Origin of the sequence: Pseudomonas sp. NFXW11, from assembly GCF_049887815.1 — a bacterium.
GTDB lineage: Bacteria > Pseudomonadota > Gammaproteobacteria > Pseudomonadales > Pseudomonadaceae > Aquipseudomonas.
This window is the reverse complement of the sequence record NZ_JAGEKI010000001.1, coordinates 377,487-399,279: the sequence shown is the minus strand read 5'-3', so window position 1 is coordinate 399,279 and position 21,793 is coordinate 377,487. Positions and strand designations below refer to the sequence as shown.

Here is a 21,793-nt window from a genome sequence, read left to right as displayed (position 1 = left end):
ATTTGAGCGGTTAAAATAATGAAAATAACGCCATTTCACGCTTTTGTTTTTTCCCCTGTTCGCGCTCGGCCCCGGGCCGTGGCGCTGTCCTTTATAGCACCGATGTCGACAGTCTTCCTGCGGAGGCTGCCATGAATCTTTCCGTGGCAGCACCTGGCGTCTGGACCGATGGCAAGCGTCACCTGTGGTGGCTCGGCACCTTGCCCATGATCACCCCATTGCTGGCCGGGATGTTCGCCCTGACCACCGGCGTCCAGGTGTTCTGGTGGAGCGGGGTGGTGGTAATCTTCGGCCTGATCCCGCTGATTGACGGGCTGATTGGTGAGGACACCAACAACCCGCCTGAATCAGCCGTCCCCGACCTGGAAAAACAACCCTACTACCGCTTTATCGTCTACACCTGCGCCCTGTTCTCGGTGCTGTCCCTGGTGGTCACCGCCTGGATGGCGATCTCCGGGGTGGACTGGATCAGGGCCGGCGGCCTGTTGCAACTGAGCGAGCAGTGGCACCTGCAGGGCGGCCTGGCAAGTTTCGCCGGGTTCCTCACCGAGCGTTCACAATTGCATGGCAGCGTGGGCTGGTTCACTTACCTGGGCATGGCCATGTCGACCGGTGCCGCCACCGGTATCGCGATCAACATCGCCCATGAGCTGGGGCACAAGAATCGCGGCATGGCCAAGTTCCTGGCCAAGCTGTCCCTGGCCTCGACCTTCTACGGGCACTTCTTCGTCGAGCACAACCGCGGGCACCATGTGCGGGTCGCGACCCCGGAAGATCCGGCCAGCTCGCGCCTGGGTGAATCCTTCTGGAGCTTCCTGCCGCGCACCGTGTGGTTCAGCCTGCGCTCGGCCTGGCACCTGGAAAGCGAGCGCTTGCACAAGCTCGGCCTGCCGACCCTGCACTGGAAGAACGCGGTACTCAGTTCCTGGATGTACAGCGTGGTGCTCTGGGGCGTGCTGATCGCCTGGCTCGGGGCGGCAGTGATTCCCTTCCTGCTGATCCAGGGCATCTACGGCTTCTCGCTGCTGGAAGTGGTGAACTATGTCGAGCACTACGGCCTGCTGCGGCAGAAACAGCCCAATGGCCGCTACGAACGCTGCTCGCCGCGCCATTCGTGGAACAGCAACCGAATCGTCACCAACATCTTCCTGTTCCAGCTGCAACGGCATTCGGACCACCACGCCAACCCAACCCGTTCCTACCAGGCCCTGCGTCATTTCGACGAGTCGCCGCAACTGCCATATGGCTACGCCACCATGATCGTCTGGGCCTATGTGCCGTTCCTCTGGCGCCGGCTGATGGACCACCGGGTGCTGGCGCATTACTCGGGGGATGTGCGGCTGGCCAATATGCACCCGGCCAAGCGCAGCGAATTGCTCAAGCAATACGGCTTCAACCATAGCGACTGATCCAGCGCTCTTTAGTTGTACCGCTCACCCCTTCAAGTGTTGGTGAACTGCCGGCGTTCGCCCGCAATTCGCCTGGCTTGAAGGGTGGGCCAGGCAAGACCGAAGTCCTTAAGCCAAGTTGACCGACAACAACAATAAGCAACTGCAAGGAAATCACGGATGTCTATTTCACCTCTGTTTGCTGCACGTCTGTTCGTGGTCCTGGTGGGGGTGTCGCTGCTCGGCGCCGCCGAGGCCGCGCGCATCGAGCCGGCCAATACCGAGTTCAGCGCCAAGGGCCCCATCAGTTTTGCCAAGAGCATCATCAATGCCGACTGCACCATCCAGGTCAGCGGCAAGGTCAGCCCTGACGGCAGTTTCGCCAGCGTTGACAAGGTGGATTTCAGCGGTGGCCTCAAGTGCGGCCAGGTGGAAGCCACGCACCTGCCCTGGAAGCTGATTGCCAAGGATGAAAGCAGCGGCGCCATGTCCGGCATCCGGGTCACCGTGCACGCCCCTCTGGTGGGCGGCGAGTGCGGCCCGAGCACCGCCGAGGGCAGCTGGAACAACCGCACTGGCAAACTCGAGGCGGCCCAGGTCGCCCTCGACGGTGGCTGCACCATCAAGACCGTATCGATCCAGATGCCACCGACCTTCCGGGTCGCGCCCTGAAACAACCGATTCCATGGAGGGACGCTGATGAACAAACAATCGAATCCGCAAGCCGTGGTGGTTCAAGCCGGGTCGATCTCGCCGTAGCGCGCTCCAGTACCGAATTCGGTCAAGCCGGAGCGCCGATGGCGTCATCGACACCCCTGGCAAGGCTGATAACCCCCTGGCAACTGCCTGTTGCCTAAATCTTGAGGAAAACAACAATGCAAAGCATCAAGACTCTGGTATCCGTAGCTTCCTTCGCCATCTGCCTCGGCGCCGCGTCGATGGCCAACGCCGCTACCATCGCTCCTGCCGGGGCTACCTTCTCGGCTCCGGGCACCATCGCTGTGACTTCGCCAGCTTCGTTCGGCATTCCGGTGAACTGCAACATCACCTTCACCGGTACTGTGGCCGCCAACGGTGCCAACGCCTCGATCACCGGCGCCACCGTCAGCGGCAGCAACTCGCTGTGCAGCGTGCCAGTGCTGCAGAACCTGCCTTGGACCCTGACCGCCACCAGCGCCACCGGCGGCACTGTCACCGGCGTCAGCTTCAAGATCGTCTCCAACTGCAGCGCCACTCCGGTGACCATCAACGCCACCTGGAACAACGCCACCAACACCCTGAGCATTCCTTCGGCGCAAACCGTCGGCAGCTGCAAGATCACTGCTCTGAGCGTCAACCCAAGCCCGGCTTTCACCGTGACTCCATGAAGTTGATGTGATTTCAGCCTGTTGATCACTTGCTGAAAAAAACAGGCGCCTCGTCAGGGGCGCCTGTTGCAGCACCCTGGATCGGTGATGGCCGATCGCGGTCGATAATAATAAGGAGTGGGGCATGAATAATAAGAAACAAAAAATCCAGACGGTCATCGGTCTGGCTGTACTGGGTGGCTTGATCGGTTCCAGCTCGGTGCAAGCGGGTGGCTTCACTACTCCGACCTTTGGTACCCCAGGCTGGGGCCGGGCATTCGGTGGGGGCTCGCTGTTCAAGAATGATCCCAGTGCGGCCTACAACAACCCGGCGGGAATGGCGTTCATCGATCAAAACGTGGCACAGATGACCGTCGACTACGCGCGGATCAAGCTCAAATACAAGGGCAGTGCCTACGATTATCAAGGCAATCCGGCTTCCAGTTCTCCGATCGACGATCCTTTCGCCCAGACCCCACTTGAAGGCAATGGTGGCGAAGGTGGCTTCACCGCCTGGTTGCCGACCGGTTTCTTGGTCATGCCAATCAATGATCGTTTTGCCTTTGGCCTGAGCCAGGTGGTGCCCATGGGCATGCGCAGCACCTGGGACAATGGCTGGAAAGGCCAGGATTTTGCGGTGGACACCAAGATCGAAACCTCAGGGGTCTCTGGCTCCTTTTCGTTCAAGGTCAACGATCAATTCGCCCTCGGTCTGGGCGCGATCCTTCAGCACACCAACGGCTTTGTCAGTCAGAACCTCAACTTGAGTGGCGCCGCGGGGGTTTCCCTGTTGCCGGGTGCGCCTTCAGGTGTGGGGTCCAACCTGATACGGGTCAAGGTGGATAACACTTCCGTCGGCTGGTTCACCGGGGTGACCTGGAAACCCACCGAACAGGACACCCTGGGGGTGAACTATCACGCCAAGATCAAGAACAAGCTGGAGGGTAAATACAGTATTCGTGCCGACGCGCTAGGACGGTCCTACACCGATTCCTCTTCAGGCCCATCCCTGGTGGAAATCGCTTATCCAGGGCTCAAGCTGTTCCCTGATGGCGCCAATGCTTCGGCTCAGCTGGATGTTCCAGCCAGCGCCGCTATCGACTGGGTACACGTGTTCAACGATCGCTTCACCCTCGGTGTCAGCGCACTGTGGACCCAGTGGTCGTCGTTCAAGGACCTGACCCTCAAGTCCGATGGCAACACCATCGTTTCGATCCCCTACAAATACAAAGACTCGATGATGTATTCGGTGGGTGGCGATTACCGTTTCACCGACCAGCTGACACTGCGTGCCGGTGTGGCTTTCGACCAGACGCCGACCCGTGGATCGACCCGTGACCCGCGGATTCCGGACAATGATCGCTGGTTCACCTCGCTGGGCTTTGGCTATGACATCAAGGCTGTTCCGGGGCTGACCATCGACGGCGCTTACTCACGGCAGTTTGTCAAGGAAGCGCGGATCAAGACCCAGAACCAGGACCGTCTTGGCGGCTCTCGCCTGGATGGCAAGGTCGAGGCCTCGGGTGAGGTAGTGAGCCTGTCGGCGACCTATCACTTCTGATTCACGTGGTGTCGTGGCTTGGGTGCGCGGCGGTGCGGGACGCTTGTCCTGTATTGCCGTAGCCCGGTCCGAGACCTGCATTTTCGCTGCAACCTATTGCTCTGGATGACCCCTGGCTGACTGTGTTCAGCCGTTGTGCTTTGTTTAAATCGGTTAAAAAAATATTTCAAAAATAAATTTGAAACGCGCTTGCTTCCTTTGTAGGGTGAGCTTCGAGGGGCCGGCACAACGCCCGGGCTCCAAGTGTTCGCCTGGTTAGAACAAGAGAGGTTTTCCATGATTGTCTGGTTATTGCTGGGAATCGCCGCAGCCTTGGTGCTGGCCTATCGACAAGCCGCCGCGACCCTGTGGCTGGGGGCTGGCCTGGTCTGGCTGGCGGTGGGCTATCTGTTCAATCTGACGGGCAACCTGGGCCTGACCCTGGGCGGCCTGCTGGTGCTGGCGCCGGCCGCGCTGCTGAGCCTCAAGCCGCTGCGCCGCGCGCTGCTGAGCCGCCGCGCCCTGGCCATGTTTCGCAAGATCATGCCGGCCATGTCCGATACCGAGCGTGCCGCCATCGAGTCCGGCACCGTCTGGTGGGACGCCGAGCTGTTCAGCGGCAAGCCGCAATGGAAACGCCTGCTGGAGGCCGCGCCGGCCCGTCTCAGCGCCGAAGAGCAGGCCTTCATGGACAACGAAGTGGAAACCCTGTGCGACATGGCCAATGACTGGGAAACCACCCAGGTCTGGCAGGACCTGTCGCCCAAGGCCTGGCAGTACACCAAGGACGCCGGCTTCCTGGGCATGATCATTCCCAAGCAATACGGCGGCAAAGGCTTCTCCCACTACGCCCATTCCCAGGTGGTGATGAAGCTGTCCACCCGTTGCTCGGTGGCAGCGATCTCGGTGATGGTGCCCAACTCCCTGGGGCCGGCCGAGCTCTTGCTGCACTACGGCACTGAAGCCCAGCGCCAGCACTACCTGCCGCGCCTGGCCCGGGGCGAAGACGTCCCGTGCTTTGCCCTGACCAGCCCCTATGCCGGCTCCGACGCCGGGGCCATTCCGGACACCGGAATCGTCTGCAAGGGCCAGTTCGAGGGCCAGGAAGTGCTGGGCTTCCGGGTCACCTGGGACAAGCGCTACATCACCCTCGGGCCGATCGCCACGGTGCTCGGCCTGGCCTTTCGCGCCGAAGACCCGGACGGCCTGCTGGGCACCCGGGGCAGCCTGGGCATCACCTGCGCGCTGATCCCCACCAGCCATCCCGGGGTTAATACCGGGCGCCGTCACTGGCCGCTGAACGCGGTGTTCCAGAACGGCCCGACCACGGGCAAGGATGTGTTCATTCCCCTGGAATGGGTGATCGGCGGCGCGGCCCAGGTGGGCAATGGCTGGCGCATGCTGATGGAATGCCTGGCCGCCGGGCGGGCTATTTCCCTGCCGTCGTCCAACGTCGGCCTGGGCAAGGTGGCGGTGCGCGGCACCACCGCCTATGCGGCGATGCGCAAGCAGTTCGGCCTGCCGATCGGCAAGTTCGAAGGGGTGCAGGCGCCACTGGCACGCATGGCCGGGCACCTGTACGCCTGTGATGCGGTGCGCAAGGTGTCGGTGGCGGCCCTGGATGCCGGCGAGAAACCCTCGGTGATCTCGGCCATCGCCAAGTACCACGTCACCGAGCGGGCGCGGATCATCGTCAACGACGGCATGGACATAGTGGCTGGCAAGGGCATCTGCATGGGCCCCAACAACTTCCTGGCCCGGGCCTACCAGCAAAGCCCGATCGCCATCACCGTGGAAGGCGCGAACATCATGACCCGCTGCCTGATCATCTACGGCCAGGGGCTGATCCGTTGCCATCCCTATGTGTTCCGCGAAATGGAAGCGGCGCGGGATACCGGGCGCAAGGGCCTGGAGGATTTCGACAGCGCGATGTTCGGGCATATCAGCTTTGTCTTGGCCAACACCGTGCGTGCGGCGGTGCACGGTTTCACCGGCGGCCGCCTGCTCAAGGCCCCGGCCGGCACCGACCGCGCCCTGGCGCCTTACTACCAGCAGATTCAGCGTCTGTCGGTGGTGCTGGCCCTGGCTTCGGACATCTCCATGGGGGTGCTGGGCGGGGCCCTCAAGCGCAAGGAAAGCATCACCGGGCGCCTGGGCGACATTCTTTCCCAGCTGTACATCCTGTCCTGCGTGTTGAAGCGCTTCGAGGACGATGGCCGGCCCCAGGCCGACCTGCCGCTGGTGCATTGGGCGGCCCAGGATGCCTTGCTGCGGGCCCACGAAGCCCTGGCCGAGGTGCTGGACAACTACCCCTCGAAGGCCGCGGCGCGAATCATTCGTGGCCTGAGCTTCCCCTTGGGCATTGCCTTGCGCAAACCCAGTGATCGCCTGCTGGCCGAGGTCGCCGAGCTGGTACAGACCCCGGGCGCGACCCGTGACCGCCTGCTGGGGGATTCCTACATGCCGCAACCGGATATCGACAAGCTGGCCTACGGCGAACTGGCGTTCCGCCTGCAGCCTGCGGTGGAGCTGATCGAGGCGCGGCTCAAGCCGGCGATCAAGCAGGGCATCCTCGCGCCGTTGCCGATTTCGCGGGAGGCCTTCGTGGTCTGGCGGGCCAAGGCCCTGGAGCTGCAACTGATCAGCCACGACGAGGACGAGCTGCTGGGGCGCTATGTGGAATACGGCGACCACGCGATCCAGGTCGACGACTTCCCCCAGGACTTCGGCTTGCTGGAGGCCCTGCAACAGCGTCAGGCGCACTTCGAGCAAGGCGCAAAACCGAGCGCGCGCAAACGCAACGCCAGCAGCGAAGACGCGGCGCTGGCCAGCGATTCGGCCTATTGACCTTCCACGGCTACTGATCGGGATCACTTTATGTCTGACGGTTATCTTTCCTTCGTCAACTCCGGCTGGGGGCGCTGGCTGGCCCAGCGCACCGGCCTGCCGCAACCCGTGCCGCTGCAACGGCACCGCGAGGGGCAGGGCGGCAACCTGTGCAACCCGGTGGTGCTCGCCGCCGCCCCGGGGGGGCGTTTGCTGGGCGAGCTGCAACGGATCTTCGCCGCCACCGACACCGTGGCGGCCCAGGCCGCGAGCATCAATGCACCGTCCACGGTCAAGGTCCAGGGCCTGGTGTTCGATGCCAGCGGCCTGGCGGATATCGCCCAGCTCGACGAGCTGTACCGCTTCTTTCATGCCAATGTGCGACGCCTGAGCGCCCACGGTCGGGTCCTGGTGCTGGGCACGCCGCCGGAACACTGCAAGGAACTGCCCCAGGCGGTGGCGCAACGGGCTTTGGAAGGCTTCGTGCGCTCCCTGGGCAAGGAGCTGCGCCGGGCCATCACCGCGCAGCTGATTTATGTCGAACCGGGGGCCGAGGCCGAGCTGGACAGCAGCCTGCGGTTCTTCCTGTCGCGGCGCTCGGCCTATGTCTCGGGCCAGGTGGTGCGCATTGCGGAATCGCGGGATGTGCTGACCCAGGTCGACTGGCAGCTGCCGCTGCAGGGCCGCCGGGCCCTGGTCACCGGGGCTTGCCGCGGCATCGGCCTGGCGATTGCCAAGGTGCTGGCCCGCGAGGGTGCCCAGGTGGTGTGCCTGGACATTCCCCAGGTCGAAGCCGAACTGCAACAGGCCGCAGCAGGGCTCAAGGGCAGTGCCCTGGCCCTGGACATCACCGCCGCCGATGCCGGGCAACGCCTGCTGGCCTTTGTCGGCGAGCAGGGGGCCTTCGATATCGTCGTGCACAACGCCGGCATCACCCAGGACAAGACCCTGGCGAAGATGACCGAGGCGGCCTGGCGCAAGGTCATGGCGGTGAACCTGGAGGCGCCGCTGCTGCTCAGTCAGGCGCTGCTCGAAGGCCAGGGCCTGAACCCCGGCGGGCGCATCGTGTGCGTGTCGTCGATCTCCGGCATTGCCGGCAACCTTGGGCAAAGCAACTACGCCACCTCCAAGGCCGGGGTCATCGGCCTGGTGCAGAGCCTGGCGCCCCTGGCGGCGCGCCAGCAGGTCACGGTGAATGGCGTGGCCCCGGGTTTTATCGAAACCCAGATGACCGCGAAGATCCCGCTGCTGATCCGCGAGGCCGGACGCCGCATGAACTCCATGAACCAGGGCGGGCAAGCCGTGGATGTGGCGGAAACCATCGCCTGGCTGGCCCACCCGGGTTCCGGCGGGGTCAATGGGCAGGTGGTGCGTGTGTGCGGGCAAAGCCTGCTGGGGGCCTGAAGCATGAGCACAGAGACCGCGATCCGCATCATCGAGCCGCCACCGAGCCGCCACCAGTTGCTCTACGAAGGTATCCGCAGCCTGCGCAAGCCCAAGCTCGAGGCCGCGCCCAGGCTGCCCGTCGAACGCCTGGTGCGCCCGGCGGTGGAGCTGGTTGGCGAGCAGATTGCCCGCTATGCCCAGGCCTGCGGTTTTCGCCGTGAGCACGGGGTGCCGCTGGCGTTTCCCCATACCCTGGCGTTTCCCTTGCATTTGCTGCTGCTCACCGCCCGCAGCTTTCCCTATCCGGCCAGCGGCATGGTCCACCTGGCCAATCGCATTCGCCAGTACCAGCCCCTGGAGGAAGGCCAGGCCCTGCGCCTGGAGGTGTTCGCCGAGCGCTGGCTGGCTCACCCCAAGGGCCAGGCGCTGTCCATCGCCACCCGGGCCTACAGTGGCGGCGGGCTGGTCTGGGAGGGCGACAGCCTGTACCTGCGACGCGGGGTGAATGAGCCGGTGGGCGAGCCCTGGAGCGGCGCCTTGGCGTTGCAGGAGGAAAGCCTGATCCGCACCCAGCGCTGGAACCTGGGGGGCGACCTGGGGCGGCGCTTCGCCCAGGTCAGCGGCGATTTCAACCCGATCCACACCTCCTGGCTCGGTGCCCGGTTGTTCGGTTTCCGCCGGCCCATCGCCCATGGCATGTGGACCCTGGGCCGGGCCCTGGCGGCGCAGCAGCCACCCCATGCGCTGGCCGCGGCGGAGCTGGACTGCGAGTTCAAGCTGCCGATCCTGCTGCCGGCCGCGGTGACCCTGTGGAGCCGTGTGCCCGATGGCCCGCGGCGTGAGTTCGAAGTGCGCAACAACGCCGGGGACAAGCCCCATATGCGCGGTCTATTTATCTGGGGGGAGCCTTGATGGCTGAGTACAGTTTCAATCCGGCGCCGGTGCGCCGGGTGGCGATCATTGGCGGCAATCGGATTCCGTTCGCCCGTTCCAACACTCTGTATGCCCATGACAGTAACCAGGATTTGCTGGTGGCGGCCCTGCAGGGCCTGGTGGACCGCTTCGACCTGGCTGGCGAGCGCTTGGGGGAGTTCGCCGCGGGGGCGGTGATCAAGCATTCCCGGGATTTCAACCTGGCCCGGGAAAGCCTGCTGTCCACCACGCTGTCGCCGCAGACCCCGGCCTATGACCTGCAACAGGCCTGTGGCACCGGGCTGGAAGCGGCGTTGCTGGTGGCCAACAAGATCGCCCTGGGGCAGATCGAAGTGGGCATTGCCGGCGGCGCCGACACCACCTCCGATGCACCGATTGGCATCAATGAAGGCCTGCGCCGCACCTTGCTCCAGGCCAATCGGGCCAAGGGCACCGGCAACAAGCTGCGCAGCCTGCTCAAGGTGCGCCCGGGGATGTTTTTCAAGCCGCTGCTGCCGCGCAATGGCGAGCCGCGCACCGGCCTGTCGATGGGCGAGCACTGCGAAGAAATGGCCAAGCGTTGGCAGATCAAGCGCCTAGCCCAGGACGAGCTGGCCCTGGCCAGCCACCAGCGTCTCGATGCGGCCTACCAGCGCGGCTTCTTCGATGACCTGATGACCCCTTACCGTGGCCTCAAGCGCGACAACAACCTGCGCGCCGATGCCAGCCTGGAGAAACTCGCTGGCCTGAGCCCGGCCTACGACCGCCACAACGGCAGCCTCAGTGCCGGCAACTCGACGCCCCTGACCGATGGCGCCTCGGTGGTGCTGCTGGCCAGCGAAGACTGGGCGGCGGCGCGCAACTTGCCGGTGCTGGCCTACCTGCGCACCGGCGAGACCGCCGCGGTGAACTTTGTCGACGGCACCGAGGGCCTGCTGATGGCCCCGGCCTACGCGGTGCCGCGGATGCTTGCGCGCGAGGGCCTGGGCCTGGGGGATTTCGACTTCTACGAGATCCACGAAGCCTTCGCCGCCCAGGTGCTGTGCACCCTCAAGGCCTGGGAAGACCCAGACTACTGCCGTGACCAGCTGGGCCTCGATGGGGCCTTGGGGGCCATCGATCGGGCCAAGCTCAATGTCAACGGCGGCTCCCTGGGCTGCGGCCATCCCTTCGCCGCCACCGGTGGCCGCTTGCTGGCGGCGCTGGCCAAGGCGATCCATGAGCGCGGTGGCGGTCGCGGCTTGATTTCCGTGTGTGCAGCAGGCGGGCTGGGCATCACCGCCATCGTCGAAAAATAAAACAACAAGGAGACTGCCAATGAGTGTCGTGAGCCTGCAACCTGCCGAGCGTATCTGGCTGAATGCCTACCTGCCGGGGGTGCCCAGCGATATCGAGGCCGAGATCGACCGCTATCCGTCCCTGCGCGAGGTGTTCCTCGAACACGTGGACAAGTACCGCCAGCGGGTGGCCTATGTGAGTATCGGCACCGAGATGGGCTACGACCTCTGGGAGAAACGGGTACTGGCCTTCGCCGCCTGGCTGCAATCGAAGGGGGTGAAGAAGGGCGACCGGGTGGCGCTGATGATGCCCAACAGCCTGCAGTACCCGATCTGCCTGTTCGGCACCTTGTTGGTGGGGGCCGTGGTGGTCAACGTCAACCCCCTGTACACCGCTCATGAACTGCGGCACCTGCTCAAGGACAGTGGCGCCGAGACCGTGGTGATCTTCGAGAACTTCGCCCACACCCTGGAGCAGGCGCTGCCGGGCAGCCAGTTGAAGAACATCGTGGTGGCCTCCATCGGCGACCTGGTGGGCACCTTCAAGGGCGCGGCCTTGAACTTCGTGCTGCGCCATGTGCAGAAGCAGATTCCCAAGTTCAACCTGCCGGGGGCGATTCGCTTCCCGGCGATGATGAAGCTGGCCGGGGTGTTGGAACACCGGCCGGTGGACCTCAAGCAGGACGATATCGCCTTCCTGCAATACACCGGTGGCACCACCGGCGATGCCAAGGGCGCCATGCTCACCCACCGCAATATCCTCGCCAACCTGATGCAGGCCAAGGCCTGGGTCGGCGACCAGCTGGACGAGAACCAGCAGGAAACCAACGTCACCCTGTTGCCGCTGTACCACGTGCTGTCGCTGACGGTGAACTGCCTGATGTTCATGTGCCTGGGCGGGCGCAATATCCTGATTGCCAACCCGCGGGACGTGAAGCGGGTGCAGATGATCCTGCGCAAGGAAAAGTTCAGCGGCATTGTCGGGGTCAACACCCTGTTCAACGGCCTGCTGGAGAACGAGGAATTCCGCGGCCGCGACTTCTCCGACCTGAAGCTGGCGATCGCCGGCGGCATGGCCACCCACACCGCGGTGGCCCGGCGCTGGAAAGAGGTCACCGGGGTGCCGATCATCGAAGGCTACGGCCTGACCGAATGCTCGCCGGTGGTGAGCATCAGCCCGATCGATATCGCCCGCATGCGTGAGGGCGATTTCACTGGCACCATCGGTGTGCCACTGCCTTCGACCTGGGTGCGTTTCGTGCGCGAGGACGGCGAACTGGCGGAGCTGGGCGAGGAGGGCGAATTGCAGGTGCGCGGCCCGCAGGTGATGAAGGGCTACTGGCAGCGCCCGGAGGAAACCGCCAAGGTCCTGGACCGCCACGGCTGGTTGTCTACCGGGGATATCGGGGTGATGAACGAGCAGGGTTTCATCCGCCTGGTGGACCGCAAGAAGGACATGATCCTGGTGTCGGGTTTCAACGTGTACCCCAATGAGATCGAGGACGTGGTGGCCCTGCACCCGGGGGTGGCGGAAGTGGCGGCGATCGGCGTCGAGGATGGGGTCAGCGGCGAGAAGGTGAAGATCTTCGTGGTGCGCAAGGACCCGAGCCTGACCCAGGAGCAGTTGCTGGCCCACTGCCGCGAGTACCTCACCGGGTACAAGGTGCCGCGCTATGTGGAGTTCCGCACCGAGGAACTGCCCAAGACCACAGTGGGCAAGGTGCTGCGCCGCGCCCTGCGCTGAAGCAGCAAAGCGGCAAGCGGCAAGCTACAAGCTTGAAACCCACAACTTGCAGCTTGAAGCTTGCAACTGCTCCTACTGCTTCACCCGTACCTGGCCGGGTTGCAGGCCGAACACTTCCACCCCCTCCGGGGTGGATTGGCCGACGCTCACCGGCAGCCGTTTGGCGGGCTGCTCGGGCGCTTGGCGGTATTCCACGCTCATGCCCTCGGCCTCGCGCTGCAGGGCGCTTGGCGGCACCACCAGGGCCTGGTCGTTGCGGTAGGTGATGATGGTCAGCCGCGCGCTCATGCCCAGGCGCACCCGTTGCAGCTGCTCGCGGCTGAGCTTGGGAATCGACAGGCTCACCGGGAACTGCGCGCTGGCGCTGCTGGCATCGCCGGGCAGGGCCAGGCTGCTGACGATATCGACCACGCCGCTCAAGCGTTCGCCATCGAAGCCGTCTCCCAGAATCTCCACGCTCTGGCCCTGGTGCAACTGGTTGATGTCCAGTTCGGAAACCTTGCTGACGATCTTCAACTGCTCGATGTTGGCCAGGCCGAACAGTGCCTGGCCCTGGCCAACCTTGGCCCCGGCCTGCACCGGGCCGACGCTGGCGCCGGCGCTATTGCTGGCCAGGCTCAGGCCCGGTGCCGGTACCACTATGCCGGTGAAGGGCGCGACCACATCCTTGCCCTCCAGCAGCTTGCGCAGGGCCTCGTACTTGACCGTGGCGTTGGTCAGTTCCATTTCGGCAATCTGCCGGTATTCGCCCTTGCCCTGGGCCAGGGCCTGTTGCAACTCGCCTTCGGCCGCCGCCAAGTCCAGGCGCTGGCTTTGCAGCAGTTGGCCCAGGTCGTCCAGTTCATTGCGCGGAATGATCCCGCGGCTGAACAGGTTCTGGCTTTCGCCGAGCTTGCGCTCGGAGTTGTTCACCGCCATCTGCGAGCTGCGCAGGGTGCGCCGGGCGCGGGCGACCTGGGCGCTGTTGTTCCAGTCCTGCAGGTCCTGCACCGCGCGGCGCGCCTTGAGCTGGTTGGACAGGGCCTCGCGCAGCTGGATCTCGATCAGGCTGGGGTCCATTTTCAGCAGCACCTGGCCGGCCTCGACCCGTTGCCCCTGTTCCACCAGGTTGGCCAGTACATTGCCGTCGAACGGCGCGGTCAGGCTGATGGTGCTCTGCGGTTCGATCTTGCCCACCAGGCCAATCTGGTGGATCAGCGGTGCCTGCCGCACCTCGATCCAGCGTCCTTGTTCGCCGGTGCTCTGGGGCGGCGCGCGGTAACCCACCAGGGCGACGCCGCCCAGCACCGCCACGGCCACGGCGGCCTGCAGCCCACGCTGGCGCCAGGGCTTTGCATCAGTAGTCGTTGAGCGCAATGTCCCAGGTCTCCAAGGTGGTGCCCAGGGTCAGATCCAGCTGGGTCTGGGCGTTGAGGTAGGCGATCAGTGCATTGAGGCGAGCGTTTTCGCTGTTGCGCAGATCGGCTTCGTAACTCAGCACCTGGAAGTTGCTGGAGCGTCCGGCACTGAGTTTTTCCCGTTCGATATCCAGCTTGCGCCGGGACAGGTCCACGGCGCGCTGGGCAATTTCGTACTGCCGCCAGCGGGTGCCAAGGTCGCGCACCACGTCGTCGACATCGCGCTCCAGGGCCTGGCGGGCGTCGGCCAGCACCAGTTCCTGTTTCTCCACATCGACCCGGGCATGGACTTCCGCCTGGCGGGTGGCCAGGTCGCCGATGGGGATCTGCACCTGGACCCCGGCGTAGCTGTCCCAGGTACGCCCGGCACCGTTGCCGCTGTCATTGTCGTAGCGGTTGCGCACCTGGTTGGCCCCGGCCACCAGGGACACGTCCCAGCGGCCCTGGTCCTTGGCAATCACCAGGTTGAGGTCGGCCTGCTGGCTGCCCAGCAGGGTGGCCAGGTAGTTGGGTTGCTGGATCTGCGCCAGGCGCAAGGCATCTTCGCGCTGGATGCTGATGCGTGCGGCGTCCAGGCCGTCGCTGGCGCGGATTCGGGTCGAGAGGTCCAGGGCCAGCAGGCGCAACAGGCTCAGGCGGTTGATGTCCACCTGGTTGCGCGCTTCCTCCACCCCCAGTTCCTGGCTGGCGATATCGGCTTCGGTCTGCACGATTTCGAACTCGGCCATGCGCCCGGCACCGATCAGCGCCCGGTTGACCTGGAGCAGGGCATTGGCGCGCTTGAGGGCGTCCTCGACAATGGCCAGCTGTTGCTGGGCCCGCAGCAGCTCGCGGTAGGCGCCGATGATGTCGCTGATGGTCTGCGCCACATTGGCCTTGAGGTTGAGGCGATAGGCCTGCTCGTTGATTCGGGCCAGGCGCAGCGGGGCGGTGGTCACATCCCAGCCGGCGCCCTTGAGCAATGGCTGGATAATTGCCAGGTCGAGGCCGTCGCGGCGGTAGTAGCCGGCGCGGTTGGCGTCGTTGAGTTCCTGGCGCCAGGCCAGGTTCAGCCGCGTGCCGTATTCCCCCAGCAGGCTGGAGGTGGGGTTGAGGGTGGCGTTGCGCACGCCGTCGTTGCTGCCGCGGTTGGCCTGGTAGGCGCCGGCCAGGGTCAGCTTGGGGTTGAAGGCGTCTTCCGAGACCCGCAGGTCGAACTTCTGCGCCACTCGCTGCAGGTAGGCGCTGCGGATGCCGCGGTTGTTGCGCAGGCCCAGGTACACCGCGTCGGCCAGGCTCAGGCTGGTCTGTTGCGCATTCAATGAAACGCTGCGTTCAGGGCTGCTGCGCAGGCTCGGCGCCGAGGCCTGGCGGGCCACGTTCATGTCCACTCCGGCCTGGCTCAGAGGGCTGAGCAGGCACAGCAGCAAGCAAGCGATACGCTGGCGATCATTCATCGCGCAGGGCCTCCACCGGTTGCAGGCGCGAGGCCGCGACCGCCGGGTACAGGCCGAAGAACAGGCCGATCAGCAAGGTGCTGCCGACCCCCAGGGGCAAGGAGGCGCTGGCCAGGGAAAACCCCCAGCCCGAAACCCGGGCATAGACATAGGCCGCGCCCAGGCCCAGAACTGCCCCGGACAAGGCGCCGACGGCGGTCAGGGTCACCGCCTCAAGGAGGAACAGGTTGCGGATATCCCGCCGCCGGGCGCCGAGGGCCATGCGGATGCCGATTTCCTTGCGCCGCTCGGCCACGTTCATCAGCATCACGTTCATCACCCCAACCCCGCCGCCCACCAGGGAGATGCCGCCCAGGGCCATCAGCAGGTAACCGAAGGTGCGGCTTTGGCGGGTCATGCCGTCGATGATTTTCTGCGGAATCTGCACCTCGATGTCGCGCCCTGGCAGCAGTGTCTTCAAGGCTTCGCCGAGGGCGCTGGCGAGCGAGTTCATGTCCTGGGCCGGCGCGGCACGGGCGATCAAGTTGCTGATCTGCGGGGTCGAGGAAATCCGCCGCATGCCTTCCAGCGGGATGAACAGCGACTCGTTGCTCTGCACCGGGATCAGCACCGCGGCGGGTTGCTCCTGGAGAATGCCGATGACCTGGAACAGGTAGTCGTTGATGCGAATCCGCTCCCCCAGGCGCAACGGGTCATTGGGCCGGCCCAGGGCCTGGGCGACTTGCGCGCCGACCACGGCGTAGGTTTCAGCGCTGTCGAATTCAGAGAGAAAGCGTCCTTCGCGCAATTGCAGGCGCATGGCCGCGGCCAGGTCGGCGGTGCTGCCCACCAGGTTGGCGTTGCTGGTGCGGCCCTGATAGACCACCGGCCCGCTGAACAGCGCCACCGGGGCGATATGCAAAAGGTTGGGCAGGCGTTGATACAGCTGCTGTACATCCAGGGTGGGCGGCATCGGGTTGCGGTTCGCCGATGAATCGGGGAACTGCACTGCCAGGGTGTCGGTGCCCATGTCCTGGAAAATCGCCGCGGCGTCCTCGGCGGCGTTGTGGCCGATATTGATCAGGGCCACCACCGAGGAGCTGCCGATGACGATGCCCAGCAGCGCCAGGATCGAGCGCTTGCCCAGGGTGCGCAGGCTCACCAGGGCTTCGTGCAGCAACTGGCTGGCGCTTTGCTCGACCACAAGGCTCATGCCGGGCACGCCTCCTGGACCACGCCGTTGCTGACCCGGATCTGTCGCTCCAGGCGCTGGGCGATATGCGGGTCGTGGGTGACGATGATCAGGGTCACATGGCGCTCGCGGTTGAGGGCCAGCAGCAGGTCCATGATCTCCTGGGCGGTATGGCTGTCGAGGTTGCCGGTGGGTTCGTCGGCAAGGATCACCGCCGGTTCGCCCACCAGTGCCCGGGCTATGGCCACGCGCTGGCGCTGGCCGCCGGAGAGGTCGGCGGGGCGGTGCTCGGCGCGCTGGCCCAGGCCCACCAACTCGAGCATGTGCCGGGCCCGTTCCAGGGATTCGCGGCGGGCTACGCCGCGATAGCTCAGGGGCAGGGCGACGTTGTCCAGGGCACTCAGGCGCGGCAGCAGGTTGAAACTCTGGAACACGAAGCCGATCTGCCGATTGCGGATGGCCGCCAGCTGGTCGGGGCTGGCGCTGAAGATATCGTGGCCGGCGAAGCGGTAGTCGCCGCTGTCGGGCAGGTCCAGCAGGCCGAGGATATTCAGCAGGGTGCTCTTGCCCGAGCCCGAGGCGCCAAGAATCGCGCAGCTCTGGCCGGTGTCTATGGACAGGGAAACGTTCTTGAGGATATGGAGCGGTTGCTCCGCCAGCCGATAGCTCTTGCCTATGCCCTGCAGGGAGATGAAACCTTGTTCGATTCTCGTCTCTGTCATTGCGACTGCGCCGGCTGGCTCGACGGCTTGCCCGAGCAAAACCATGCCCTGGAACCTCAGGGGCAAGGGGCTTTGCAGGGCGACGCCAAGCTCTGGTTTTATTTATTATTTTAAAAACTTTGTTTGAATAGTAACTGCGTTCATCCTGGCGCGCCAGCCGTCTGAACCGGGTAATTGCGGGCTTTTTTCCAGGTTTTTGCCACAGGAACTCGCGAGTCACAAAACGGCCTTCGGCTGCGCAAGACGTCCGCCGGGGCCTTGCTTTTAGGACTTCTCGCAGGTATAAAAAATCAAATTTTTTTTTAAAACACTGTTCAAACGGTCAGTTTTTCACCCCGCAAAGGTTAGTCCTAAATGGTCGCCAAGAAACTCAGTGCACCCAATGTCACCAAGACCCGACTGCTGGAAGCGACCGAGGCATTGTTTATCAAGTACGGCTACGACGCCGTGCTGCTGCGTCAGATCACCGAGCGGGCCAAGGTCAACCTGGCGGCGGTGAACTATCACTTCGGCGACAAGGACTCGCTGATGAAGGCCCTGCTGCAACAGCGCCTGGGCCCCCTCAACGATCAGCGCCTGGAGCTGCTGGCCAAATGCGAAGAGCAGGCTTCGGGCCCGCTGGACTGCGAAACCCTGCTGGGGGTGCTGTTCGCCCCGGCCATGGGTCTGGAGCGCAGCGACGAGAATGGCGGCCTGGAAGGTCGTTCGTTCATTCGCTTTCTCGGGCGGGTCTACAGCGACACCTCGCCCTTTATCCAGGAGTACCTCAAGGAGCATTACCAGCCGGTGTTCGAGCGCTTCTTCAAGGCCTTCGCCCTGGCCTTGCCGGACCTGCCGCGCAACGAGCTGGGGGTGCGCCTGCAGTTCGCCCTCAAGGCGATTTCCGGGGTGATGGCCGGCACCGAACTGCGTCTGCTGATGCAGGCCATGAGCCTGGGCCGCCCGGCCACCGACGCCGAGGTGATGGCCAAGCTGATCAGCCTGGTGTCGGCGGCAATTCGCGCGCCCATGCAAGACCCGGATTCCGAACAGGCCCTGGAGAAGGTGTTGGCCACCCAGCGGCTGATTCGCCAGCAGGGCCATTCCCCGGCCTGAACCCTGCCACTTTCCGCTACCGCGAATCATTCGGCGCATCAATGATGCTCGGGCGCTTGCGCGGGATCTGCTAGGTTCGGCTCCCGGCATGGGCCTTGGAGTCTTGCATATGATTCGCCTGCAACAGCATGTTCTGGCCGTCAACGGCATCGAGCTCAGTGTGCATGTGGCCGGCCCCGAACAGGGGCGGCCGGTGTGGTTGCTGCACGGTTTTCCCGAGTGCTGGCATTCCTGGCGTCATCAGGTGCCGGCGCTGGTGGCCGCGGGCTTTCGGGTGTTTGTTCCGGAAATGCGTGGCTATGGTCGCAGCTCGGCGCCCGAGGCGGTGCAGGCCTACGATCTGCTGACCCTGTGTGCGGATATCCAGCAGGCCATGGATGCTTTCGGCCAACAACGGGTGTGCATGGTCGGCCACGATTGGGGCGCACCAGTGGCTTGGCACCTGGCATTGCTGGAACCGCAGCGGGTGGCGGCCCTGGTGACCTTGTCGGTGCCCTTTGCCGGACGGCCGAAACGCCCCGCCACCGAGATCATGGGTGAGGTGCATGGCGGGCACTTCAACTACATCCTCTATTTCCAGCAGCCGGGGCTGGCCGAGGCCGAGCTGGATGCGGATATCGACGCCAGCCTGCGGCTGTTCATGGGCAATGTGGGGGCCTTGCTGGAGCCCAAACCAGCCAGCGCCCAGTTGTTCGATGGCGTGCAAGTACCCGCCGAGCTGCCGACCTGGTGCAGCGCGGAGGATTTCCAGGCCTATCGGCAGACCTTTGTCGGGCGTGGCTTTCGGGGTGCGCTGAACTGGTATCGCAACTTCGAGCGCAACTGGCAGCGCACCGAGTTCCTGGCGGATGCCCAGGTGCTTCAGCCGACCCTGTTTCTGCTGGGGGACAGTGACCCGGTCGGGGTGCTGGAGGCCCATACCCTCAAGCGCATGCCGAGCCGGGTGAGCGATCTGGAGCAGCACCTGCTGGCGGATTGCGGGCACTGGATACAGAACGAAAAGCCGCAGCAGGTCAATGAGCTGCTGCTGGATTTTCTTCAGCGTCGATATGCCTAGCCATCGTTCCTCTGCCCGGTTGTTGTAGGAGCCGGTTTGCCGGTGAAGGGGCGCGTCAACCCAGCACTTCGCGCATTCGATGCCAGAGCATGCCCAGTGCCAGCAACGGTGCGCGCAGGGCCGGGCCGCCGGGGAAGGTCATGTGCGGCACCGCACTGAAGATATCCAGGCCCTGGCTGTGCCCGGCATGGATGGCTTCGGCCAGCAGTCGCGCAGTCCAGTGGGTGACATTGAGGCCATGCCCCGAATAGCCCTGGGCGTAGTACACATTGGGGTACTGGCGCAGGCGCCCGACCTGGGGAAAGCGATTGGCGGTGATGCCGATCTTGCCGCCCCACTGGAAGTCGATGGCCACATCCGCCAATTGGGGAAACACCTTGAGCATTTTCGGCCGCATATAAGCGGCGATATCCGCAGGATCCCGCCCCGAGTAATGACAGGCCCCGCCAAACAGCAGGCGCCGATCCACGGTGAGCCGGTAGTAGTCGAGCCCGACTTTCTGGTCGCACAGCGCCAGGTTCTGCGGGATCAACTGGGCAGCACGCTCTTTCGCCAACGGCTCGGTGGCGATGACATAACTGCCGGCCGGCAGCACCTTGCCGCTCAGGCGTGGCTCCAGCTTGTCGAGGTGGGCATTGCAGGCCAGCACCAGGCGCCCGGCGCGCACCGTGCCTGCGGTGCAGCGCACCTGCACGGTGTCGCCATGCAGCAGTTCCAGCACCGGGCTCTGCTCGAAGATCCGCACCCCCAGCGCGGCCGCCACGCGCGCCTCGCCCAGTACCAGCTTGAGCGGGTGCAGATGCCCTGAACCCATGTCCACCAGGCCACCGGCATAGACCCCGGAGGCCACCACCTGGTGCATGTCCTGCGCGGCCACCAGGCGGGTCGGGTGCTGATAGCCCAGGCCGAGCAAATGTTCCTGCTCGGCCTGGAAGGCGGCGAATTGGGCCGGGGTGTTGGCCAGTTCGCAGAAGCCCCAGCGCAGATCGCAGTCGATGCCGTGTTCAGCGATGCGCTGGCCCACCAGTTGCACCGACTCGATGCCGGCGCGCTCCAGGTAGCCCACGCCTTCACTGCCGACATAACGGGCGAAGCCGCTGACATCATGGCCAATGCCGCGGATCAGCTGGCCGCCATTGCGGCCGCTGGCGCCCCAGCCGATGCGCCGGGCTTCCAGGAGGATCACCGACAACCCGCGGCGGGCCAGCTCGATGGCGGTGTTGACTCCGGTGAAGCCGCCGCCGATCACGCAGACATCGGCGTTCAGATCGCCGCACAGCGAGGGATAGCCGGGCAGGGCGCCCGCCGAGGCGGCGTAGTAGGAGCGGGCATGGCCGCTGGCGGTGTTGGCAAAGATCGACGGGTTCATTGCTTGGACTTCACTTTGCTCCAGGAGCGGGTCATCAGGCGCATGATGTTCGGCGTCGGGGTGCTGGAGATATACAGCTTGTCCAGCACCTCCTGGGGCGGATACACCTGGGGATTGTTCACCAGCTCGGCGTCCATGTACCGCTGGGCCGCCGGGTTGGGGTTGGCGTAGCCGACATAGGCGCTGACCTGGGCGATCACCTGCGGGTCCAGCAGGTTGTTGATAAAGGCGTGGGCCTCCTTGACGTTGCTGGCATCGGCGGGAATCGCCAGCAGGTCGAACCACAGGTTGCTGCCCTCCTTGGGAATCGAGTAGGCGATGTTCACCCCGTTCTTCGCCTCCTTGGCCCGGTTGGCGGCCTGGAACACATCGCCGGAGTAGCCGAAGGCGATGCAGATATCACCGTTGGCCAGGTCCGAGACGTACTTGGAGGAGTGGAAATAGGTGATGTAGGGACGCAGGCTGAGCAGCTTGGCCTCGGCCTTCTGGTAGTCCTCGGGTTTCTCGCTGCGGGGGTTCAGGCCCAGGTAGTTGAGCACCGCGGGCATCACTTCATCCGGCGAATCCATCATCGCCACCCCGCACTGCTGGAGCTTCTTCAGGTTCGCCGGCTCCAGCAGTACCGCCCAGGAATCGATGCGTTCGATGCCCAGCACTTGCTTGACCTTGTCGACGTTGTAGCCGATGCCGTTGGTGCCCCACAGGTAGGGCACCGAGTACTGGTTGCCGGGGTCGTTCTGCTCCAGCAGGGTCAGCAACTTGGGGTCGAGGTTCTTCCAGTTGGGCAACTGCGAGCGGTCGAGCTTGAGGAAGGCCCCGGCCTTCACCTGGCGCGCGAGGAAATGGTTGGAGGGCACCACCACGTCGTAGCCGGTGCGTCCGGCCAGCAACTTGCCCTCCAGGGTCTCGTTGGAGTCGAACACGTCGTAGACCACCTTGATCCCGGTCTTGCCCTGGAAGTCGGCGAGGGTGGTCTGGCCGATGTAGTCGGTCCAGTTGTACACGCTGACGCTGGGTTGGGCCTGGGCGGCGGTGCTGCCCAGTACCGCCAGGGCAGCCGGGATCAGAGCCTTGAATAAACGCATGTCGACACCTCTTCGAGTTGTTTTCGGTGGTTGCACAATCAG

Annotated in this window: 17 protein-coding genes; 11 read left to right on the top strand and 6 right to left on the bottom strand. The window is 64.5% G+C overall.

Features of this window, described 5'->3' with window-relative positions; all coding sequences use genetic code 11:
- Positions 1-131: 131 nt before the first annotated feature.
- The 9 genes from J4P02_RS01765 (at position 132) to J4P02_RS01725 (ending at position 12,419) form a co-directional block, all read left to right on the top strand.
- Positions 132-1,409, top strand: a complete 1,278-nt coding sequence (locus J4P02_RS01765; RefSeq protein ID WP_426187154.1) for an alkane 1-monooxygenase — start codon at positions 132-134, stop codon at positions 1,407-1,409.
- A 159-nt stretch (positions 1,410-1,568) separates the two neighbouring features.
- Positions 1,569-2,060 carry an alkane oxidation protein activator PraA gene (praA, locus tag J4P02_RS01760; protein WP_426187152.1) on the top strand — a complete coding sequence of 164 codons (492 nt, stop codon included), beginning with the start codon at positions 1,569-1,571 and terminating at the stop codon, positions 2,058-2,060.
- A 203-nt stretch (positions 2,061-2,263) separates the two neighbouring features.
- Entirely contained in the window at positions 2,264-2,755 is a 492-nt protein-coding gene (gene praB / locus J4P02_RS01755; protein WP_426187150.1) for an alkane oxidation protein activator PraB, read from the top strand.
- A gap of 124 nt (positions 2,756-2,879) precedes the next feature.
- Positions 2,880-4,295 (top strand): outer membrane protein transport protein, encoded by a 1,416-nt coding sequence (locus J4P02_RS01750; RefSeq protein ID WP_426187148.1) that lies wholly within the window; start codon positions 2,880-2,882, stop codon positions 4,293-4,295.
- A gap of 276 nt (positions 4,296-4,571) precedes the next feature.
- Complete coding sequence (locus J4P02_RS01745) at positions 4,572-7,121, top strand: acyl-CoA dehydrogenase (RefSeq protein WP_426187146.1); 2,550 nt, start codon at positions 4,572-4,574, stop codon at positions 7,119-7,121.
- 30 nt (positions 7,122-7,151) lie between these two features.
- Positions 7,152-8,504 carry a 3-oxoacyl-ACP reductase gene (locus J4P02_RS01740; RefSeq protein ID WP_426187144.1) on the top strand — a complete coding sequence of 451 codons (1,353 nt, stop codon included), beginning with the start codon at positions 7,152-7,154 and terminating at the stop codon, positions 8,502-8,504.
- Between the two features lie 3 nt (positions 8,505-8,507).
- Complete coding sequence (locus J4P02_RS01735) at positions 8,508-9,398, top strand: MaoC family dehydratase (RefSeq protein ID WP_426187142.1); 891 nt, start codon at positions 8,508-8,510, stop codon at positions 9,396-9,398.
- Positions 9,398-10,696, top strand: a complete 1,299-nt coding sequence (locus tag J4P02_RS01730; protein WP_426187140.1) for an acetyl-CoA C-acetyltransferase — start codon at positions 9,398-9,400, stop codon at positions 10,694-10,696. The genes J4P02_RS01735 and J4P02_RS01730 overlap by 1 nt, the downstream gene beginning before the upstream one ends.
- Positions 10,697-10,715: 19 nt before the next feature.
- Complete coding sequence (locus tag J4P02_RS01725) at positions 10,716-12,419, top strand: AMP-binding protein (RefSeq protein WP_426187138.1); 1,704 nt, start codon at positions 10,716-10,718, stop codon at positions 12,417-12,419.
- A 72-nt stretch (positions 12,420-12,491) separates the two neighbouring features.
- On the opposite strand, the gene J4P02_RS01720 is transcribed toward J4P02_RS01725, so the two are convergent.
- The 4 genes from J4P02_RS01720 to J4P02_RS01705 all read right to left on the bottom strand — a co-directional run bounded on the left by J4P02_RS01720 (position 12,492) and on the right by J4P02_RS01705 (position 17,145).
- Positions 12,492-13,775 carry an efflux RND transporter periplasmic adaptor subunit gene (locus J4P02_RS01720; RefSeq protein ID WP_426187136.1) on the bottom strand — a complete coding sequence of 428 codons (1,284 nt, stop codon included), beginning with the start codon at positions 13,773-13,775 and terminating at the stop codon, positions 12,492-12,494.
- Entirely contained in the window at positions 13,756-15,180 is a 1,425-nt protein-coding gene (locus J4P02_RS01715) for a TolC family protein (RefSeq protein ID WP_426187703.1), read from the bottom strand. Before J4P02_RS01715 ends, J4P02_RS01720 begins: the two co-directional genes overlap by 20 nt.
- Positions 15,181-15,244: 64 nt before the next feature.
- Positions 15,245-16,444, bottom strand: a complete 1,200-nt coding sequence (locus J4P02_RS01710) for an ABC transporter permease (RefSeq protein WP_426187134.1) — start codon at positions 16,442-16,444, stop codon at positions 15,245-15,247.
- A complete protein-coding gene (locus tag J4P02_RS01705) occupies positions 16,441-17,145 on the bottom strand; it encodes an ABC transporter ATP-binding protein (protein ID WP_426187132.1) in 705 nt (234 codons plus the stop codon). The genes J4P02_RS01710 and J4P02_RS01705 overlap by 4 nt, the downstream gene beginning before the upstream one ends.
- Before the next feature lie 354 nt (positions 17,146-17,499).
- Between J4P02_RS01705 and J4P02_RS01700 the strand changes: the two genes are divergently transcribed.
- Both J4P02_RS01700 and J4P02_RS01695 read left to right on the top strand, forming a co-directional pair.
- Positions 17,500-18,240 carry a TetR/AcrR family transcriptional regulator gene (locus tag J4P02_RS01700; RefSeq protein WP_426187130.1) on the top strand — a complete coding sequence of 247 codons (741 nt, stop codon included), beginning with the start codon at positions 17,500-17,502 and terminating at the stop codon, positions 18,238-18,240.
- Between the two features lie 109 nt (positions 18,241-18,349).
- On the top strand, positions 18,350-19,297 hold the full coding sequence (locus J4P02_RS01695; protein WP_426187128.1) for an alpha/beta fold hydrolase: 948 nt from the start codon (positions 18,350-18,352) through the stop codon (positions 19,295-19,297).
- A 55-nt stretch (positions 19,298-19,352) separates the two neighbouring features.
- Here J4P02_RS01695 and J4P02_RS01690 read toward each other — a convergent pair whose 3' ends face one another.
- Both J4P02_RS01690 and J4P02_RS01685 read right to left on the bottom strand, forming a co-directional pair.
- Entirely contained in the window at positions 19,353-20,666 is a 1,314-nt protein-coding gene (locus J4P02_RS01690) for an NAD(P)/FAD-dependent oxidoreductase (protein ID WP_426187126.1), read from the bottom strand.
- A complete protein-coding gene (locus J4P02_RS01685; RefSeq protein ID WP_426187124.1) occupies positions 20,663-21,751 on the bottom strand; it encodes a polyamine ABC transporter substrate-binding protein in 1,089 nt (362 codons plus the stop codon). The genes J4P02_RS01690 and J4P02_RS01685 overlap by 4 nt, the downstream gene beginning before the upstream one ends.
- Between the last annotated feature and the right edge of the window lie 42 nt (positions 21,752-21,793).

Coding starts and splice junctions, on each gene's coding strand:
- J4P02_RS01765 (WP_426187154.1), top strand. CDS start 132: ATGAATCTTTCCGTGGCAGCACCTGGCGTCTGGACCGATGGCAAGCGT.
- praA (WP_426187152.1), top strand. CDS start 1,569: ATGTCTATTTCACCTCTGTTTGCTGCACGTCTGTTCGTGGTCCTGGTG.
- praB (WP_426187150.1), top strand. CDS start 2,264: ATGCAAAGCATCAAGACTCTGGTATCCGTAGCTTCCTTCGCCATCTGC.
- J4P02_RS01750 (WP_426187148.1), top strand. CDS start 2,880: ATGAATAATAAGAAACAAAAAATCCAGACGGTCATCGGTCTGGCTGTA.
- J4P02_RS01745 (WP_426187146.1), top strand. CDS start 4,572: ATGATTGTCTGGTTATTGCTGGGAATCGCCGCAGCCTTGGTGCTGGCC.
- J4P02_RS01740 (WP_426187144.1), top strand. CDS start 7,152: ATGTCTGACGGTTATCTTTCCTTCGTCAACTCCGGCTGGGGGCGCTGG.
- J4P02_RS01735 (WP_426187142.1), top strand. CDS start 8,508: ATGAGCACAGAGACCGCGATCCGCATCATCGAGCCGCCACCGAGCCGC.
- J4P02_RS01730 (WP_426187140.1), top strand. CDS start 9,398: ATGGCTGAGTACAGTTTCAATCCGGCGCCGGTGCGCCGGGTGGCGATC.
- J4P02_RS01725 (WP_426187138.1), top strand. CDS start 10,716: ATGAGTGTCGTGAGCCTGCAACCTGCCGAGCGTATCTGGCTGAATGCC.
- J4P02_RS01715 (WP_426187703.1), bottom strand. CDS start 15,180: ATGAACGTGGCCCGCCAGGCCTCGGCGCCGAGCCTGCGCAGCAGCCCT.
- J4P02_RS01710 (WP_426187134.1), bottom strand. CDS start 16,444: ATGAGCCTTGTGGTCGAGCAAAGCGCCAGCCAGTTGCTGCACGAAGCC.
- J4P02_RS01705 (WP_426187132.1), bottom strand. CDS start 17,145: ATGACAGAGACGAGAATCGAACAAGGTTTCATCTCCCTGCAGGGCATA.
- J4P02_RS01700 (WP_426187130.1), top strand. CDS start 17,500: ATGGTCGCCAAGAAACTCAGTGCACCCAATGTCACCAAGACCCGACTG.
- J4P02_RS01695 (WP_426187128.1), top strand. CDS start 18,350: ATGATTCGCCTGCAACAGCATGTTCTGGCCGTCAACGGCATCGAGCTC.
- J4P02_RS01690 (WP_426187126.1), bottom strand. CDS start 20,666: ATGAACCCGTCGATCTTTGCCAACACCGCCAGCGGCCATGCCCGCTCC.
- J4P02_RS01685 (WP_426187124.1), bottom strand. CDS start 21,751: ATGCGTTTATTCAAGGCTCTGATCCCGGCTGCCCTGGCGGTACTGGGC.